The 19,156-nt window shown below is 45.4% G+C and carries 20 protein-coding genes; all 20 read left to right on the top strand.

Annotated elements, in window-relative coordinates; genetic code table 11:
- The first annotated feature begins 3 nt into the window (after window positions 1-3).
- The 20 genes from fcl to EJQ19_RS20060 all read left to right on the top strand — a co-directional run bounded on the left by fcl (window position 4) and on the right by EJQ19_RS20060 (window position 19,134).
- The gene (fcl, locus tag EJQ19_RS19965) at window positions 4-954 is read left to right on the top strand and encodes a GDP-L-fucose synthase (RefSeq protein ID WP_126142999.1); all 951 of its coding nucleotides are present in this window, start codon (window positions 4-6) and stop codon (window positions 952-954) included.
- Entirely contained in the window at window positions 951-2,336 is a 1,386-nt protein-coding gene (locus EJQ19_RS19970; protein WP_126143000.1) for a sugar phosphate nucleotidyltransferase, read from the top strand. Before fcl ends, EJQ19_RS19970 begins: the two co-directional genes overlap by 4 nt.
- 29 nt (window positions 2,337-2,365) lie before the next feature.
- A complete protein-coding gene (locus EJQ19_RS19975) occupies window positions 2,366-2,602 on the top strand; it encodes an acyl carrier protein (protein ID WP_126143001.1) in 237 nt (78 codons plus the stop codon).
- Window positions 2,603-3,346, top strand: coding sequence for an SDR family NAD(P)-dependent oxidoreductase (locus EJQ19_RS19980; protein ID WP_126143002.1), 744 nt, complete (start codon window positions 2,603-2,605; stop codon window positions 3,344-3,346).
- Window positions 3,347-3,491: 145 nt separating this feature from the next.
- Window positions 3,492-4,874 (top strand): AMP-binding protein, encoded by a 1,383-nt coding sequence (locus EJQ19_RS19985; RefSeq protein WP_241243003.1) that lies wholly within the window; start codon window positions 3,492-3,494, stop codon window positions 4,872-4,874.
- A complete protein-coding gene (locus EJQ19_RS19990; protein ID WP_126143003.1) occupies window positions 4,871-5,959 on the top strand; it encodes a LuxE/PaaK family acyltransferase in 1,089 nt (362 codons plus the stop codon). Before EJQ19_RS19985 ends, EJQ19_RS19990 begins: the two co-directional genes overlap by 4 nt.
- Window positions 5,960-7,186 carry an acyl-CoA reductase gene (locus EJQ19_RS19995; protein WP_126143004.1) on the top strand — a complete coding sequence of 409 codons (1,227 nt, stop codon included), beginning with the start codon at window positions 5,960-5,962 and terminating at the stop codon, window positions 7,184-7,186.
- A 13-nt stretch (window positions 7,187-7,199) separates the two neighbouring features.
- A complete protein-coding gene (pseH, locus tag EJQ19_RS20000; protein WP_164716639.1) occupies window positions 7,200-7,736 on the top strand; it encodes a UDP-4-amino-4,6-dideoxy-N-acetyl-beta-L-altrosamine N-acetyltransferase in 537 nt (178 codons plus the stop codon).
- Between the two features lie 12 nt (window positions 7,737-7,748).
- Window positions 7,749-8,474, top strand: coding sequence for a cytidylyltransferase domain-containing protein (locus EJQ19_RS20005; RefSeq protein WP_126143006.1), 726 nt, complete (start codon window positions 7,749-7,751; stop codon window positions 8,472-8,474).
- Window positions 8,475-8,517: 43 nt separating this feature from the next.
- Window positions 8,518-9,543 carry a UDP-2,4-diacetamido-2,4,6-trideoxy-beta-L-altropyranose hydrolase gene (gene pseG, locus EJQ19_RS20010; protein ID WP_277600970.1) on the top strand — a complete coding sequence of 342 codons (1,026 nt, stop codon included), beginning with the start codon at window positions 8,518-8,520 and terminating at the stop codon, window positions 9,541-9,543.
- Between the two features lie 6 nt (window positions 9,544-9,549).
- Entirely contained in the window at window positions 9,550-10,599 is a 1,050-nt protein-coding gene (gene pseI / locus EJQ19_RS20015; RefSeq protein WP_126143008.1) for a pseudaminic acid synthase, read from the top strand.
- A gap of 26 nt (window positions 10,600-10,625) precedes the next feature.
- The gene (locus EJQ19_RS20020; protein WP_241243004.1) at window positions 10,626-11,999 is read left to right on the top strand and encodes a DUF4910 domain-containing protein; all 1,374 of its coding nucleotides are present in this window, start codon (window positions 10,626-10,628) and stop codon (window positions 11,997-11,999) included.
- Window positions 12,000-12,003: 4 nt separating this feature from the next.
- Window positions 12,004-12,804: a formyltransferase family protein gene (locus tag EJQ19_RS20025; RefSeq protein WP_126143009.1), complete on the top strand. Its 801-nt coding sequence runs from the start codon at window positions 12,004-12,006 to the stop codon at window positions 12,802-12,804.
- Between the two features lie 17 nt (window positions 12,805-12,821).
- Window positions 12,822-13,769 (top strand): dTDP-glucose 4,6-dehydratase, encoded by a 948-nt coding sequence (locus EJQ19_RS20030; protein ID WP_126143010.1) that lies wholly within the window; start codon window positions 12,822-12,824, stop codon window positions 13,767-13,769.
- 35 nt (window positions 13,770-13,804) lie between these two features.
- Entirely contained in the window at window positions 13,805-14,995 is a 1,191-nt protein-coding gene (gene pseC / locus EJQ19_RS20035; RefSeq protein ID WP_126143011.1) for a UDP-4-amino-4,6-dideoxy-N-acetyl-beta-L-altrosamine transaminase, read from the top strand.
- A 90-nt stretch (window positions 14,996-15,085) separates the two neighbouring features.
- Window positions 15,086-15,502 (top strand): flagellar protein FlaG, encoded by a 417-nt coding sequence (locus tag EJQ19_RS20040; RefSeq protein ID WP_126143012.1) that lies wholly within the window; start codon window positions 15,086-15,088, stop codon window positions 15,500-15,502.
- A 26-nt stretch (window positions 15,503-15,528) separates the two neighbouring features.
- Window positions 15,529-17,769 (top strand): flagellar filament capping protein FliD, encoded by a 2,241-nt coding sequence (gene fliD / locus EJQ19_RS20045; RefSeq protein WP_126143013.1) that lies wholly within the window; start codon window positions 15,529-15,531, stop codon window positions 17,767-17,769.
- 32 nt (window positions 17,770-17,801) lie between these two features.
- The gene (gene fliS, locus EJQ19_RS20050) at window positions 17,802-18,200 is read left to right on the top strand and encodes a flagellar export chaperone FliS (RefSeq protein WP_126143014.1); all 399 of its coding nucleotides are present in this window, start codon (window positions 17,802-17,804) and stop codon (window positions 18,198-18,200) included.
- Window positions 18,200-18,541, top strand: coding sequence for a flagellar protein FliT (gene fliT, locus EJQ19_RS20055; protein ID WP_126143015.1), 342 nt, complete (start codon window positions 18,200-18,202; stop codon window positions 18,539-18,541). The genes fliS and fliT overlap by 1 nt, the downstream gene beginning before the upstream one ends.
- A gap of 395 nt (window positions 18,542-18,936) precedes the next feature.
- Window positions 18,937-19,134: a cold shock domain-containing protein gene (locus tag EJQ19_RS20060; protein ID WP_126143016.1), complete on the top strand. Its 198-nt coding sequence runs from the start codon at window positions 18,937-18,939 to the stop codon at window positions 19,132-19,134.
- Window positions 19,135-19,156: the final 22 nt, after the last annotated feature.

A 19,156-nucleotide genomic window follows, 5' to 3' on the forward strand; every position in this document is an offset into this window, starting at 1 on the left:
ACAATGGATAAAACGGCAAAGATCTTCGTTGCTGGTCATCGTGGATTGGTGGGATCATCCATCTTGCGCAAGCTGCATAATTTGAAATATGAGCGTATAATTACGCGCTCCAGATCAGAGCTGGATTTGGGAAACCAGCAAGCTGTGCTTGAGTTTTTCATGGATGAGAGACCGGACTATGTCTTCTTAGCTGCAGCTAAAGTGGGCGGGATACATGCAAATCATACATACCCAGCACAATTTATATATGAAAATCTCACGATACAGGCAAATGTGATTCATTCGGCTTATCTCTCGAAAGTTACTAAATTACTCTTTCTAGGTAGCTCCTGTATTTATCCTAAGTATGCTCCGCAACCAATGAAGGAAGAGTGTCTATTAACCGGAGAGCTCGAACCGACGAATGAGTCTTATGCTATCGCTAAAATCTCAGGCATTAAAATGTGTGAGGCTTATAATCGACAATATCAAACTCAATTTATTTCCGTAATGCCTACCAATCTATATGGTATTCACGATAATTTTGATTTAGAAACATCGCATGTATTACCTGCACTCCTAAGAAAATTTCATGAAGCTAAATTAAATAACCAACCCTTCGTTAGTGTATGGGGAAGCGGTAAGCCTAAAAGAGAGTTCCTTTATGTAGATGATCTGGCAGATGCTTGTGTATTCCTCATGCAGCGGGATGTTAGCGGTGAGCAAAGCATTCTCAATATTGGGGTGGGTCAAGACCTATCTATCCTTGAACTTGCACTTTTAATAAAAAAAATTGTAGGGTATGAAGGTGAAGTACGATTTGACCCAGAGAAACCGGATGGAACGCCTAGGAAGCTCTTGGATGTATCGAGAATGGAGAAGCTTGGTTGGAAGGCTAAGGTAACTTTAGAAGAGGGTTTAAAACAAACCTATGAATGGTACGTCAATCAAGGAATTGCAGGCTACGAATTATGAAGTTGATTTTATTATCAGGAGGCTCGGGGAAAAGGCTTTGGCCTTTATCCAATGATGCTAGATCAAAGCAATTTCTGAAAGTTCTTAAAAGCGATAAAGATCAGAATGAGTCAATGGTCCAAAGGGTATGGCGACAGTTAGGCGACGCAAACCTGCAAGAAAATACGTTGATTGCAACCAGTAAGACGCAAGTCGAAATGCTGCAATCTCAGCTTGGGTCGACGGTTCCTTTAATTGTCGAACCCATGAGGCGCGATACGTTTCCAGCGATTGCTTTGGCTTCTGTATATTTATATAGCGTTGCAAAGGTAAGTCTTGAAGAAGTTGTGTGTATTCTTCCTGTGGACCCTTATGTGGAACATACCTTTTTTGAAAGTCTTCACCAACTGGATAATGTACTTAAGCATAGTTCTGCTGATATGGCGCTAATCGGAGTGCAACCTACTTATCCTTCGGCCAAATACGGATACATCTTAACCGAATCTGCAGAAGGAAGTGGAAGTGATAGCGGTTATCGTAGAGTTACCAGATTTCTAGAGAAACCGACTGAAGAGAAGGCGGCAGAGTTAATTAACAGTAATGCTTTGTGGAATTGCGGTGTTTTTGCTTTTCGTTTGAAATATATGGTGGAACTACTTCGGAATAACGGGTATTCGCTTGTTTATGAGGATTTTGTTGGAAATTATAGTGACCTACGTCGAATTAGCTTTGATTATGAAGTTGTTGAGAAAGCAGCTGAGGTTGTTGTGTTACCTTATTCCGGATCATGGAAAGATCTTGGCACATGGAATACCTTAACAGAAGAAATAAAAGATAGGTGTATGGGTATAGGGAAAATAAGTGACGATTGCCATCATACGCATCTTATTAATGAACTTGAGATACCGATTACAATTCTAGGGGTATCAAATGTGGTTGTTGCTGCAAGCCCAGATGGAATATTAGTGACGGATAAAGCGGCAAGTCCAAGGCTTAAAGACCTAGTGGCAAATTTCACAGATCCCCCCAGGTACATAGAGCGACACTGGGGATGGTCGAGAGTTCTCGATCAGTCCAAATTGAGCAACGGGTTAGAGATGCTTACTAAAAGAATTTGTTTATATAAGGATCATAATCTCAGTTATCAGAAGCATAGAAAACGTGAAGAAGTATGGACGGTCATTTCTGGTGAAGGAGAGATTGTCCAAAATGGATACCTCCAACAAGTTAAGGTGGGTTCTGTTGTTACTATTCCTCCCGAATCGTTACATGCCATTAGGGCAGTTACTGAGTTGGAAATCATTGAAGTGCAAATAGGCAAAGAGTTAATTGAAGAGGATGTTGAGAGAATTGAATTGAGCTGGGAGAGTATCCTGCAACAAGCAAAGGGCGATGGAGCCTAACCGTATTATTCTAAGTAGGAGGAACTCACATGAACGAACAAAAACTTAAAGCCATTTTCGCAGAAGCATTAGGCATCTCCGAAAGCATTGTTGTAGATGATCTACTTTACAACAGTATTGAACAATGGGATTCGATTGCTCACATGTCGCTGATCGCGGCGATCGATGAAGGCTTTGATATTATGATGGATACGGACGATGTCATTGATCTAAGTTCATTTGCAAAGGCCAAAGAGATTCTGAGCAAGTATGGAGTGGAGTTTTAAATGCTGCTTGAGGGCAAGGTAGCTTTAATTACAGGTGCTTCGAAAGGAATTGGGCGGGCGACAGCACTCGTTTTGGCGAAGCACGGGGCTGCTGTAGTTATAAATGGGCGGAACGAAAATGATTTGCAATCGTTAGCGGCCCAGATCAGCGAGATCTCCGAACATGTGCCGCTTGTTCTGTGCTACGATGTAACGGACGCAGGGGAGGTTAAACGAGCCTTTCAACGCATCCATAAACAATATGGAAAGCTGGATGTTCTTGTCAATAACGCTGGAATTCTCAATGACGGCATGCTGGGGTTAGTTCAACAGGAAAAACTCAATGAGATGTTTGACGTCAATGTGATGGCCACCATTTCGCATATGCAGTACGCGACACGCTTGATGATGCGCAAAAAAAGTGGGTCTATTATTAATGTAAGTTCCATTCTCGGTAGATATGGAGATGTTGGGCAGGTCGGCTATGCGGCAAGTAAGGCGGCTGTGATTGGGGCGACAACATCCGCAGCCAAAGAATTTGCTCCGTCCAATATACGGGTGAATGCTGTGGCGCCTGGTTTTATTGAAACGGATATGACCTCTAAGCTATCGAAGGAAAGATACAACGACCGTTTATCGAACATTCATATGGGTCGAGCTGGGAAGCCGGAAGAGGTGGCGAATACCATTCTTTTCTTAGCCTCGGATTTGTCTACGTATGTGACAGGACAAGTACTTGGAGTCGACGGCGGCATGGTCGTCTAACGTTTGGATCGTGTCTGATGAGGTTGTTTCAAAGGTGCAGGTTAAGGCACTTTTTGAAACAACCTTATTATTTTCTAATTAGATGCTTGCCAGAAGCCGATAATAGTAAAAGGAAACCTGCGATAGGAAAAAGGAAGTGTGCACGGTGTCTTTGTTTTGGAACGTTGGTAAGTATAGTGAGCGAACAGCGGTCATTTCGACTGCTGATAAAGATATCACCTATGGTGAGCTGCAGCAGCGTGTGGATGACTTTCGTGCACAACTGCCTATGTCGGGTCACAAACAACTTGTGCTGCTGCTTTGTGCAAATGACACAGCAACCCTCACTGCCTATGTGGCGTGTTTGCAGGCAGGCCATGCAGTTATGCTGCTCGATGGGCTGCTAGAAATAACGCTGCTTGAGCATATTGTTCGTACATATGAGCCTAATTGGATTGTATCCCCGTCTCACGTGCATGCATTCGAGGGTTACTATAAATCTTCGTCCACTGTGTGGATGAAGCAGGAATTCTCCCGTACAGCAGATATCTACCCTGATCTTGCGGTACTGCTGAGCACTTCGGGAACGACGGGCAGCGCCAAATTCGTACGTCTCTCGTATGCGAATTTGCAAGCCAATGCGCAGTCGATCGCGACTTATTTGCAGTTGAATGAAACGGAACGGGCCATTACGACCTTGCCATTTCAATATTCTTACGGATTATCTGTCATTAACAGTCACCTGCTGGTTGGGGGTGCATTACTAATAACGAACGATTCGATACTCTCAAGAGAGTTCTGGAGTTTTTTTAAAGATCAAAAAGCAACATCGCTATCTGGTGTACCGTATACCTACCAAATGCTCCAACGACTCCGTTTTGGGCAAATGGAGCTGCCTTCTTTGCGGTATTTTACACAAGCTGGTGGCAGGTTGGCCCCTAATCTGGTTCAATCTTTCCAGAACATGGCCGTTGAGTCAGGAAGACGGTTCTACGTGATGTACGGACAGACCGAGGCAACTGCGCGGATGAGCTATGTTCCTCCAAATAGACTCGCGGAAAAAGCCGATTCTGTCGGTATTGCGATTCCCAATGGAACGTTTCGACTTGATGAAGTATCCTCAGAACTTATCTACGAGGGCCCAAATGTGATGCTTGGTTATGCCGAAACGGGCGAGGATCTGGCCAAAGGTGACGAACTCGGCGGAACGCTGCATACCGGAGATCTGGCTGAGATCGATGATGAGGGATATGTGTATATAAAAGGTCGAATGAAGCGTTTTATTAAGCTTTTTGGTCTGCGAATGAATTTGGACGAAATCGAAAGGCAAATAGAAGTGAAGTTTTCGCTGCCGGTTGCTTGTACAGGAGGCGATGACCTACTGCTCATTTTTACGGAAGATGAATCGAAGATTGCCGTTCTTACCGAGTATGTACGTCAATTGTACAAGCTGCACGTATCGTCATTTTCTGTAAAAGCTTTGCCTAATCTGCCGCGGCTAGAAAATGGAAAAATGAACTATCTGAAGCTAAAGGACATGATGCCATGAACGAAGCCGTTTTCCAAACTCCCTATGCAATGAATCGCACCGCAAAGCAAGATTCTTTAGTCAATGAGTTAAAAGGATTAACGGACTTTCATCAGCGGCACTGCGAGCCCTATCGGCACATTTTGGATAAAGTCCCCTTTGAGCCAGAAGTCCTTCGTGTAGAGGATTTGCCGTACTTGCCTGTTCAGCTTTTTAAAATGCTTGATTTATGTTCGGTACCTAAGGAAGAAGTAATCAAAACCCTAACATCCAGCGGGACGACTTCCCAGCAAGTCTCGAAAATCTTCATTGATCGCGCCACTTCAGAGCTTCAGTCAAAAGCGCTTGTGACCATTGTGAGAGATTTCATTGGAAAGCAGCGTCTGCCGATGATCATTATCGATACCAAGAATGTGATCAAAGATCGTAAAGCTTTCAGTGCAAGGGGAGCGGGCATCGTTGGGTTTTCAAACTTTGGACGCAATCATTTTTATTTGCTGGATGACAAGATGGAGATCGATTGGCCAGGTTTGAATGCCTTTTTAGAAAAGCATGCGGGTGAACGTATCTTGTTATTCGGGTTTACGTTTATGATCTGGCAATATTTATTTAAAGTTTGTCGTAATCAACGTATCCAACTTCCGCTGAGTAATAGCATTTTGATTCACGGTGGCGGTTGGAAGAAGTTAAACGATGAAGCGGTCAGCAATGAAGTGTTCAAGCAAGCCCTATTTGGGCAATTTCAGATACCGCTTATTCACAACTACTACGGCATGGTTGAGCAAGTGGGCTCGATTTTTATGGAGTGTGAACATGGATATTTTCATACACCTGGCTTTGCCGATGTCATCATCCGGGATTTTGAAACATTGAAGCCTGTTGCGAATGAGAGCAAGGGAATTGTGCAAGTCATCAGCACGTTGCCGCAAAGCTATCCGGGTCATAGTTTGCTAACGGAGGATGTCGGAACGATACACGGAGAAGACAATTGTCCATGCGGTCGAATGGGGAAATATTTCACGGTCGAAGGTCGGATTCCTAAGGCGGAAATTAGAGGATGCAGTGACACCCATGCCTATGATCGGCAGATTGGGGTGAATGTGTAAATGGAAGCTCTTATGCCGATGGGGCTATCTACGGAGGACTGGCAGGCACATGCAGCCAACATGGCGAAGGTGAAGCCGTTGCACCCGTTCTCCCCCGTTGTCGTGCAGTTTTTGCAGGAAGTGTCTGCGGTCATTCTAAAAAACAAACAAATGCGAGCCTATCCGGAATTAATGGCTACAGGGTATTGGCTCCGGAAGGCAAATATTGCACAGATCCAACGAGATTTCGAGAAGCGCAGTGAGAGTCGTATTTTATTGGCAAGAGGGGTAGTGCTTCACTTCGCTCCATCGAATGTCGATACGATTTTCTTGTATTCCTGGGTGCTGTCGATGCTGGCGGGAAATATCAATATCGTCCGCTTATCGCAAAACAGGAATGAGCAGCTTACCTTACTGCTGGGCATTATCGATAAGGTGATGGATCAGGCCGCCTATGAGGAGATTAGGCAGCGGACGCTGTTTTTGACGTATGCGCATGATCGGCAGATCTCGCAGTTCTTATCGAGTTTATGTCACGCGAGGGTCATCTGGGGAGGCGATCAGACGATTCGAACGATTCGCGAGATTCCTTTACCGCCGTTAGCGACGGAGTTGGTCTTCGCTGATCGGTTTTCAACGGTCGTGCTCTCGGCAGATGAGCTTATTGCCCTATCAGACGAAAGTTTGGCGAAGCTCGCGCATGATTTTTATAACGATGCTTTCTGGTTTCAACAAATGGCTTGCTCTTCACCAAGGCTTGTCTGTTGGGTAGGGAATGAGCAGCATATTGAACAAGCGAAAATGAGGTTTTGGAACGCGCTGACAGCCAAGCTCCAGGCAGCTCAATATGAATTGCCAAAGGCTTTACAAGTAACGCGGTTAACGACAGCTTTTTTCTATGGTGCCCATTCGTACACGGAGGCTGTATCTTCGGCAGCCCTGCATACGCCGACACGCGTTGAGGTGACCGAAATGAATGAGCAAATCAGGGAGATGCATTGTGGCGGTGGGTTGTTTTTAGAATTATCCTGCTCGACGTTGCTAGAGGTCTCGACATTTGTATCAGACAAAGATCAAACCTTGTCCTACTTCGGATTTACCAAAGAAGAGTTAAAGCGGTTTATCTATGCTTTGAATGGAAGGGGAATCGATCGGATTATTCCCGTCGGGAAAGCGTTGGATTTTGCTGAAGTCTGGGACGGGTATTATTTACTAAGCTATTTGACAAGAGAAGTGGATTTACGATGAGGAGGAAGCGTTTGTGGAATTTTTAAAGCTGAAGGAGGAGCATTTAGAGCAGATTTTGAAATGGCGAACAAGTGAGCACGTTACCAAGTACATGTTTACAGACGTTGAATACAACTTAGACCGCCAGAAAAAGTGGTTTGAGCGCATTTCCAGTGATTCAACGAGTCGATATTGGTTAATTACTTCGAAGGAAAAGCAACTCGGGCTTGTCTCGTTAACGAACATAGACCGGCATCATTTACGTGCCTACTGGGCATATTACATCGGTGATACGCAGTACAATATGGTCGGTGCAATGATTGGGCCCTACATCTATAACTATGCCTTTCAGAAGTTGGGTTTCAACAAGCTGCTTGGCGAAGTGATGGCTCACAATGACAATGTGAGGAAGATCCACTTGAAGCATGGTTGTACGGAAGTGGGACACTACCAGCAGCATATTCTAAAAGATGGTGTATTTCATGATGTATATATTTATGAAATGCTCGCGGATGAATGGAAAAAGAGAAGCGCTTCGTACGATAGATTTGTTGGCAGTTTTGAAGAATAGGCGGTAATTGGAATGAAAACAGTGATGATAATCCAGGCGAGAATGGGGTCTTCACGGCTGCCAGGGAAAGTGCTGCTGCCCCTTGGCAAAACCGTTGTGCTCGATTATGTAGTTCAGCGTTGTCGCAACGTACAAGGTGTAGACGAGGTTATTGTCGCAACCTCCGTTCTCGCTCCAGATGATGCGATCGCAGCATGGTGTGAGCAAAACGAAGTCATCTGCTTCAGAGGTTCTGAGGATGATGTGTTGTCACGGTACTATATGTGCGCAGCGGCATATGATCCGGACTACGTGATTCGAGTAACAGCGGATTGCCCGTTTGTTGATTACGAAATGGCGAGCGGGCTAATTCAGCAAATGAAGCAAGAGCGAGTAGATATCCTTGATCTCGTAGGAGATGTTCCGCGGGGTCTAACTGTTGAAATCGTTGCATTTTCTGCACTCGAGACCATGTATAACGTAGGGAAAGAGCTCCGTCACAGAGAGCATGTCACGTACTATGCTTATGAACATCGCGAACAATTTACCCGAAAATCCTATCCTGTTTCGACTCCACTCCTTCACCCAGAGCTCAGAATTACGCTCGATACCGAAGAGGACTATGCACTGTGCAAAAGAATCGGAGACCATTTCCGGGACAATATGCTTGTTTCTTCTGAGGATGTCGTGGAGTTCCTACTGCAAAATCCCGACGTAGCGGCATTAAATGCACATATTGAACAGAAACCGGTTGTATAGTCGGTTTGGAAAGTGAGGTATTACCGTGCATGTATTTGTACGCGTGGATGGTTCGACAGCCATAGGAACGGGCCATATCATGAGATGCGTGCTTTTGGCGGAAATGCTGGTTCAAGCGGGAGCGTCTGTGTCTTTCATCATGAGAATGGGGCGAGGCCATCTAGGTGACTGGGTCGCACAAAAGGGATTTCAAGTTTTTATGCTAGGTGAGGAAGTCTTTACGCAAAGTGAGGATGCTGATAAAGTTATAGATATTATTAGCGAGATTGGCTCGGACGGATGGATGATTGTTGACCATTATGGTCTAGATGAGCAGTGGGAACAGCGGATTGGGCCATACGTTAAACACATCGCTGTCATTGATGATCTTGCTGACCGGAGGCATCAGTGTGAGCTTCTGCTCGATCAAAATTATACGACGAATCTTGAGCAGCGGTATCATTCGTTAGTTCCTGCTGACTGCCGGTTGCTTCTAGGGCCTTCTTACTTATTATTGCGCCCCGAATTCTTATCTATGCGGAAGCACATGCGTAAGCGAAAGGGGTCAATTAAGCGAATTCTTGTTTTTTTTGGCGGAAGTGATCCAACCAATGAAACGATGAAAGTGCTTAATGCGTTAGAAGCAAGCCAGATTAGCGGGCTTTATGTAGATGTAGTCGTAGGTACCGCGAATCCTGTCCGAGTTGAAATAGAGGAACAATGTGCGCGGTCCAATTACCATTATCATTGTCAGATTGATTACTTGAGCTCGTTAATGAATGAGGCGGACCTGTCATTCGGAGCAGGTGGTGTAACGATGTGGGAGCGTTGCTATCTTGGTCTTCCTTCTGCCGTCACCGTTGTGGCGGATAATCAGACAGAATCAACGGAGGCAGCGGCTCGATTCGGGGCGATTTGGAATATGGGATTTTATGATGATGTGTACGTGCAAGATTACGTAGAGGTGTTAGATAGAGCTCTACTGCATCCACAAGATGTGGTGGAAATGAGCGAACGCGCTCTTCAGTTGCTGGGTAATTCAACAGAAGCTGGCTTACATCCGGTCGTGAAGACGATCATGGAGGGATAACTGCTGATGAAAGACATTCAAATAGGTCATCGTTTGATCGGACCCATACATAAACCATTCATTATTGCCGAGATGTCGGGGAATCACAATCAATCTTTGGATACGGCGCTTGCCATCGTAGAAGCTGCCGCTCAAGCTGGTGTAGATGCCCTGAAATTGCAAACTTATACGGCAGATACCATGACGATTGATATCGACAGCGGCGATTTTTGGATTGATGACCCGAACAGTTTGTGGAAGGGAACTTCTCTCTATAAGCTCTATCAAGAGGCGTACACACCTTGGGAATGGCATGAACCTATTTTCAAAAGATGCAGAGAATTGGGCATTATTCCTTTCAGCACACCTTTTGACGAGACGGCTGTCGATTTCTTGGAACAATTGAACGTCGATTGCTACAAAATAGCTTCGTTCGAAAATACAGATATTGAGCTCATACGTTATGTAGCTAGCAAAGGCAAGCCGATGATTATATCGACGGGAATGGCCTCAATTGCAGAGTTGGACGAAACGGTTCGTGCCGCAAGGGAAGCGGGCTGCAAGGATCTTGTGCTGTTGAAATGCACCAGCACGTATCCCGCCTCCCCTGAAAACACCAACCTATCGACCCTGCCTCACCTGCGGGACTTATTCCGCTGCCAAGTCGGCGTTTCCGATCATACAATGGGCATCGGCGTCAGTGTAGGCAGTGTGGCACTTGGTGCTTCCGTGATCGAAAAGCATTTTACGTTGTCGCGTGCTGCCGGCGGGGTGGACGCAGCTTTTTCCATGGAACCGGCCGAAATGAGCGCGTTGGTTGTCGAGACGGATCGCGTTTCGAAAAGCCTAGGACAAATCCATTATGGGCCAACAGAAGCCGAGAAAGTTTCATTAAAACATAGAAGATCCTTGTATGTGATTAAGGATTTGAAGCAGGGAGATATATTGACCAAGGACAATATCAAATCTATTCGCCCTGGGGCAGGGCTGCCGACGAAAAATTTGGAGCTTGTACTTGGCAGGAAGGTCACAAAGGATGTTGCAAGAGGAACTCCGATGACATGGGACATACTGTAACTTGAATGTAGAGGGATGGATAAATCATGGACCGGGTAGACAGCTTGGAAAAACAATCGGAAAAAATGCTGGAATTTGAGGAAATGGATAAGCTATTCGACCGTCTTTTCCCGATTTGCAGGAGTATTACAGGGCCTGGCGTCAGGGAAACGATTGCGATATTCCAACAATATATACCATTGGAGCAATTCGCCGTACCGACGGGGGCGAAGGTGTTTGATTGGGAGATTCCCCGTGAATGGAGAATTCGTGAAGCTTGGTTAAAAGGGCCGAATGGAGAAACAATCGTCGATTTTAAAGATCATAATCTGCATGTTCTCAATTACAGTGTTCCAGTAAATCGAACGCTATCTCTTGATGAAGTCAAAGCGCATCTTTACAGTGTTCCTAGCCTGCCAGACGCCATTCCATACGTGACATCTTACTATAAGGAGAGATGGGGATTTTGTCTTCCACATTGCGTACTGGAGAACCTGAAGCCGGGTCAGTACCATGCTTATATCGATAGCGAGCTCATTCAAGGTGAACTCAATTATGCGCAAGTTGTTTTGCCCGGTGAGTCCGATCAAGAAGTGCTGTTCAGTTCTTACATCTGCCATCCTTCTATGGCGAATAATGAGCTTAGCGGGCCAATCGTTACAGCCTTCATGTACCTTCGTTTGGCCAAATGGCAGCATCGCCGATTCACGTATCGGTTTGTATTAGCACCTGAGACGATCGGTGCGATTGCCTATCTGCATCAATTTGGGGAAGAGTTGAGGGAAAAGGTGGTTGCGGGCATGGTGTTAACTTGCATCGGCGGCAACGACCCGTTGAGCTTTAAGAAAACGAGACGCGATCATTCACAGCTGGATATAATCATTGCTCATTTAATTCATCATAAAAAGATAGACGCAAGATTGAGAGGGTTTACGCCAACTTATGGGTCTGATGAACGCCAGTTTTGCTCCCCCGGTTTTAATTTTCCGGTAGGTCAGATGTCGCGAGGTCTGCACTCGGGCTTTCCTGGCTATCATAATTCGTTAGATACGAAGGAAGCGATGACGATTGAAGCCCTTCAGCAAAGTTTGGATGAATTAGAATTCGTATGCAAAGCTCTGGAATTAGATGGATATTATATAAACCAGTCCCCTTTTGGTGAAGTCAAATTGGACAAGCATGGTCTTTATCCAGATATGAATGCGCCGACGATGAGAGGGCACTCCAATAATGAGGTCGTGGATCACCGAACACAGCTCAACCGTATCCTTATCGTTTTGAATTATTGCGATGGGCAGCATTCAATGCAGCAGATTGCGGATCGCTGTGGATGTTCGATCCTAGATCTAGAGCCCGTTATTGAGATTTTAAAAGAAAAACAACTGATCATCGGTCCATTTTCCGAAAAAAGGGGGTTATAACGAAATGAAAGTTGTGTTATTCATTGGCTCCCATCCCAGACACTTATTTGTAGCTGAAACATTGCAGAAACACGGATTTTTAAATGCCGTCGTCATGGAGAAACGAGAAGAATTTTTACCTGCGCCGCCTCCTGGCTTGCAGGAGCTAGATCGCGAGAACTTCATCCGCCATTTTGCAGACAGAGATGCAGCGGAAACTAGGCAATTTGGGCATTCGCGCCAATTGGAGATGGATCCGGAGGCTATTCTGCAAGTTGATTACCATAATCTGAACAGCAAGCAGGTTAAAGACTGGATCGATGCCATACAGCCGGATGTTGTGCTTACTTATGGCGTTCATAAAATCTCAACGGAGCTTCTGGCGTCGTTCCCGACTTACGCATGGAATGTTCATGGGGGATTGTCGCCGTGGTACCGCGGCAACACGACGCTGTTCTGGCCGTTTTATTTTATGAAGCCGAATTGGGCGGGGATGACCATCCACCAATTAACCTCAAAGTTAGATGCAGGAGCCATCATTCATCATGCGGTTCCGGAGCTAGTACGGGGAGACGGCTTGCATGACGTTGCCTGCCGTGCGGTTAAGCAAGCAGCAGAAGATATTGTGATGATTTTGCATAAATTAGCTAAGGGCGAATCGGTTCAGCCTGTACCCCAAAAATCGTCCGGCAAGTTATTTATGACAGAGGACTGGGGCCCGCAGCACCTGCGAGTGGTTTACAATCTGTTCGATAATGACATTGTCGATCGCTATCTTGATGGCGAGTTTGGACATCACGAGCCTCCACTTATTAAGGCTTTTTAACAAAGGAGCGGAATGTAGTGAACATTTTATTAACAGGCGGTGCGGGGTTTATCGGCCGATGGGTGGCGAAACGTTTGCTGGAAGACGGCCATCAGGTTTGGATTGTGGATGACTTCTCCAATGGCCGTCGAGAGAATGTACATGAGTTTGAGCAGCATCCTGGCTTCCAAGAACTAATTGCCGGAGATATTAAGGATGAGAATCTGCTGACGCAGTTATTTGATGCGCACCACTTTGATATTTGCTATCATCTTGGCGCTTCGATCAACGTACAGGATTCCATCGATGACCCCCGAACGACGTTTAATAACGACACTGTGGGAACTTTTTATATGATGGAGCAATGCCGGAAGCACCAAGTTAAGGTGGTGTTTATGAGCACTTGCATGGTCTATGATCGTTGTACGGACGATACTGGTATTACGGAATTGCATCCGACCAAACCGGCCTCTCCGTACGCAGGCGCCAAAATCGCAGCAGAAAATATGGTGCTCTCCTACTACTATGCGTACAATCTGCCGGTTGTCGTTATTCGTCCATTCAATACGTACGGTCCTTTCCAAAAAACAGGCGGTGAAGGCGGCGTTGTCGCGATTTTCGTGAGAAATAAGCTGGCTGGGAAAGATCTGCAAATTTATGGCGAGGGAACTCAAACACGAGACCTATTATATGTAGAGGATTGCGCACGTTTTGTAGTAGAAGCCGGGTATTCCGACCGTGTTAATGGGCAAATTGTGAATGCTGGGCTAGGGCGTGATATTTCGGTTAATGAGCTTGCACGGCTAGTCGTTGGCGATGAGAATCGAATAAAACATGTTGAGCATATTCACCCGCAAAGTGAAATCCAAAAATTATTGTGCAACTATTCAAAAGCCAAAGAGCTGCTCGACTGGGAGCCTTCGGTGTCTCTTGAAGAGGGAATCAAGTTAACTGAAGAATGGATTCGTACAAGCTACCTTATGTAAATAAGGTGGCTATTTTACATAAAGGTGGACGCTAGATGGACAAGTTGGCAATTAACGGAGGACAGCCGATCAGAAACGCGATGCTGCCTTATGGTCAGCAATGGATTGATGGTGACGATATTAGTGCGGTTATAGCTACACTGGAAAGCAGTTTTATAACCCAAGGGCCAGCCATCCAAAAGTTTGAACAAGCCATTGCGGACTATGTTGGAGCCCAATATGCAGTGGCCTTTTGTAATGGAACGGCTGCTTTACATGGCGCTTGTTTTGCTGCAGGGATTTCAACCGGTGACGAAGTGATTACGACGCCGCTTACTTTTCTGGCAAGCAGCAACGCTGTGCTTTATCAAGGCGGGGTACCTATCTTTGCAGATATAGACGAGAATACCTATAATATCAGCCCAAATGAAGTTGAAAAAAAGATTACAAACAAAACGAAAGCCATCATTGCTGTTGATTTTACAGGCCAGCCTGTTGAGATCGATCGTATCACTAGCCTTGCGCGGAAACATAATCTGGTTGTGATCCAAGATGCTGCCCACTCATTAGGCGCTGAGTATAAAGGTGTAAAAGTGGGTTCAACAGCAGATATGACGATGTTCAGTTTTCATCCAGTTAAGCATATAACAACGGGTGAAGGCGGCATTATCACAACGGACTCGAAGGCTTACTATGACAGATTAGTTTTATTCAGAAGCCACGGGATGACCAAAGATGATGGCATCATGACCAAAAATGATGGTCCGTGGTATTACGAAATGCACGAGCTGGGCTACAACTATCGGATGACAGATCTTCAAGCCTCGCTAGGTGTATCTCAAATGTCTAAGCTGCATGATTTCATAGAAAAGCGCCGTACAATTGCTATGCAGTATAACGAGGCTTTTAGCGGCATGGAGGGGATCATTACTCCTTTTCAACATGCCGATACGAATTCGAGCTGGCATTTATACGTCTTAAAATTCAAATTAGATCGTTGTTCCGTAGGGCGAAGAGAACTTTTTGATGCCTTACGTGCCGAGAATATTGGTGTTCATGTCCATTATATTCCCGTGTACCTTCAGCCCTATTATCAAAACCTTGGTTATCCAAGCGGCCTGTGCCCCAACGCAGAGAATTATTACGATAATGCCATTACACTACCATTATTCCCGAAAATGACAGACCAAGACGTCCGGGATGTTATTCTTGCTGTGAAAAAGGTATATGCCGCCTATTATTTTTAGGTTAAATGCTGCTAAGAAACCCTAACAACTTCACAACCTCCGTCCGATATATAAGGTATATGTATATCTCGGATGGAGGTTGTTTATTCGATGAGTATCAATAACCAGATTGGCGGAATTGGCAGTGCAGTTGGTGAAAGCAGGCCTGCCCCAGAACCTGTGAAAGTGACCAAAGTCGATGATGTCACAGCGAGCAATGCAGCAGCTGAACTGATCGCATCGACGATTACGAACACATCGGAACTTAAAAGAGCTGAGCTTCAGGGCGAGAACGTCACAATTAGCGATGCTCAAGTCGTCAAAGCGATCGAGCATGCGATCAAGGCCATGCAGGGCAGATCCACATCGCTAGAGTTTTCGGTCCATCAGAAGACAAAACTTATTTCTGTGAAGGTCATGGACAAAGATACAGGCGAAGTGATTCGTGAAATTCCGCCTGAGAAGAGTCTGGACTTCGTAGCAAAACTTTGGCAAATGGCCGGCATTTTAGTTGACGAGAAGAGATAAATTGAAGAAGCAGTGAGGTGAGTTACATGGTTATGCGTTTGAGTGGTTTTTCCAACTCGGGCATTGATATTGATGAAACGGTCAAGAAGCTGGTAGCAGCTGCGCGCATTCCGCAGGACAAGCTGAAACAGCAAAAGCAATGGCTAGAATGGCAGCGCGACGATTATCGTACGATCAATACGAAGATTTTGGCTTTTAGAAGCGCAGCGTCGGATATGACACGTCAGGCGGCATTTTTGACTAAGAAATCCACTTCGGCGGATGATAGTATTGTCTCAGTTACTTCGTCGGCAACGGCGCCTGATGGAATTTTCTCTATAAAAGTCAACAAGTTGGCTACGTCGGCTTCGGTTACATCAGAGAAAGTAGGAGCTTCAGCAGATACAGCACTACTGAGCTCAATCGATCCTTCTTTTGCGCAGCCGACCACGTTGACAATTGGCGGTGAGAAAGGAACGGCAACCATTAATGTTAAGCCGGGAGACACGATTGCTAGTTTGGTTGCGAATGTGAACGGTAAATCTTCCACAACTGGCGTGACGATGAGTTATGATGCGAATCTTGATCGTTTCTTTTTTACCTCTTCTTCTACCGGTAGCAAGGCTGCGATTGACTTGAAGATGGACAGTGAAGCTAATGGTCATAATTTACTCACATCGGTGCTTAGATTGACTTCAAGCCAGGGCAGCAAAATTACTGGAAATCAGGCCTTTGCATCGGGTTCAACAACCGTGATCGATGGTGGTATGGGAGCCCCCCAAGCGTTTCATATTGAGGCTGGGGGAGAAACTTTTGATTATAATGTGACGGCTTCGACGACGATCGGAGATTTAATTAATCAAATAAATAACTCTGATGTGGGAAAAAAAGCCGGTATAACAGCGTACCTGGATGGAAGTAATAAGTTGGCTTTTTATAATCCTGATAAAAGTAAACCTATTACTTTGACCGATGCTACAAGCGATGGTTATAATTTACTAACTAAACTTGGTGTTGATTCAGCTACTGAAGTACCGACAACAGCTTGGCCACTATCGACGGACAGTGCAAATAAAGGTGGCAAGGTAACAGGGACTCAGGCCTTTGCTTCTGGTTCCACAACATTAATTGACGGATCTCTTGCCTCGACGCAAAAGTTTCATATTGAGGCAAACGGCAAAACATTCGACTATGATGTCACCAAAACAACAACGATCGGTCAACTCATTGATCAAATTAATAGCTCGGACATTGGTAAATCTGGCGTTTCGGCTTACTTAGACAAAGACAATAAGTTGGCTTTCTATAACCCTGACCAAACGAAGCCGATAACTGTAACCGATGGAACGAGTGATTCATACAATTTAGCCGATAAATTAGGAATGACCTCCCCTACATCCACAACGGATTTGGATTATGGGTCTTATCGGATCACCGGTCAGCAAGCCGAAATCATCTACAATGGTGTTACAGCCAATTACGACACCAACAATTTCTCCATCAGCGGGATGAATATTACCATTAAGAAAACATCGTCTAGTGCTGTCAACATCACGAATACGCGCGACGTAGACACTGTCTTCAATTCCATCAAATCGTTCGTCGACAAATACAACGAGTTAATCGACACAATCAATACCAAGACGACTGAAAAAAGAAATAGAGATTTCTCGCCATTGACCGATGAGCAGCGCGAAGCGATGAAAGATGACCAAATCACGCAATGGGAAACAAAGGCTAAGAGCGGTACATTGTATGGTGACTCGATTCTTAGGGCAGGGATAACTAATTTCCGTACGTCGTTCTCCAATACAATAGAAGGCCTGCCGACCGGGAATATGAAATCCCTATCCCAGATTGGCATCTCAACAGCCAACGTTTCCGGCGCCAGCATCTCCGGCAGCTATCTGGATAACGGCAAAATCTATATCGACGAAGACAAGCTGAAGAAAGCGATCGCAGAGAACCCTGACCAAGTTATGGCACTCTTTACGGCCAATGATGGTCTGAAAGACTCTAATAAAGGCGATGGTCTAGCTAGACGCTTGTCCGATCAAGCAGATGCGCTCTTCAAGAACATCTCTGCGAAAGCGGGCGTGACCGGCAGCGTAGATACGACGTATATCATCGGGAAATCGCTCAAAGATCTCAACACCCGCATCGACGATTTTACGACAAAGCTTGATGATTTAGAAACCCGCTATTATAATCAATTTACAGCAATGGAAAAATATATGAATCAAATGCAAGCGCAAAGTGCACAATTAACTCAACAGATGGGCGGCTAGCGATCTGTATTTTACACTAGGGGGAAAAGACAATGATTCAAGCCCAACGGAATAAATACTTGGAGAACACGGTGCAAACGGCTAGCCCTGCTCAACTGCTGATCATGCTTTGCGATGGGGCCATCCGATTCTGCCGTGCAGGTATTGAGGCTTTGAAAAATCACAATCACCAAGACGCGAACACGAACCTAGTCAAAGTACAGGACATCATTAGCGAGTTCACGATTACGCTTGACCGGAATGCGCCGATTGCGGAGGACTTGCTGCGGCTGTACGAATATTTTAACCATCGTCTGATCGAGGCGAATATCAAAAAAACGGCCGAACCTGCCGAGGAAGTGCTGGGCTATCTCATTGAGCTGAAAGAGACATGGCTGCAAGCGGCCAAGCAAATGAACGCAGGGCCTAACGCAGCTCCGGTAGGCACGTAATGGAGAAGCTGGTAACAGAGCTGGAGCAGATCACGCAGCAAGCGATGGCGGAACTCTCCATGATGGATGCGGAGCGTATGTCCGTGTATATGGAACAGCGGGGGCAGTTAATGGAAGCGATTCTAGCCAACGTGGATAAGGCCTCCGCAGCCGAAAAAAACGTCTATAAAGCGCGTCTGCAAGCCATTATCAGCCTGGATCCGATTATCCGCAAGAAGCTGGAACAGTTCCGGCAGCAGGCGAGCGACCAATTGGTCAAGCTGGACCAAGGGAAGACGCAGCGCAATGCCTACGATCAGGCGTATGATCAGGCGAGCCTCTTTTTTGATCGAAAAAAATAAAGGGAATGAGAACCTCTTGCCGCGGCAGGAGGTTTTTCTCTATGCCGCAATACATCCGCCCGTTATGCACAACCCCACCCATGAAGCACTTAACCTGTACACATCTCTCCTCAAATTGAGTCTAACTTATCCCTTGATGATCCCTCAGTAACTTGTGGATAATGTGTACAATTATGTGTATAACTTTGTTGATAAATTGTAAAAACCCGCGCCACGACAATGTTCTACAAATTTTGCAGTTATCCACGGCTTGTATATAGCCGAATTTTCAAAAAATTCAACGGAATGAGAAGTTAGAAATTGACAGAAGTTCAAAGTCGATGTTATAGTCAAAAAGTAAGGGCTTTCATTTTAAATTTCATTTTATTTTTCAAGACGAAAGGAATGTGTACGTTATGCAAGGTAAAGTAAAATGGTTCAACGCAGAGAAGGGCTATGGTTTTATCGAGCGTGAGGATGGCGGAGATGTATTCGTTCACTTCTCAGCAATTCAAGCGGAAGGCTTCAAAACGTTGGACGAAGGTCAAGCTGTTGAATTCGACATCGTGGAAGGCGCACGCGGACCTCAAGCTGCTAACGTAAGCAAACTATAATCCTCCGGCACAGCGAGTGCCT

The organism is Paenibacillus whitsoniae (genome assembly GCF_003955665.1).
In the GTDB taxonomy this organism is placed as follows: domain Bacteria; phylum Bacillota; class Bacilli; order Paenibacillales; family NBRC-103111; genus Paenibacillus_E; species Paenibacillus_E whitsoniae.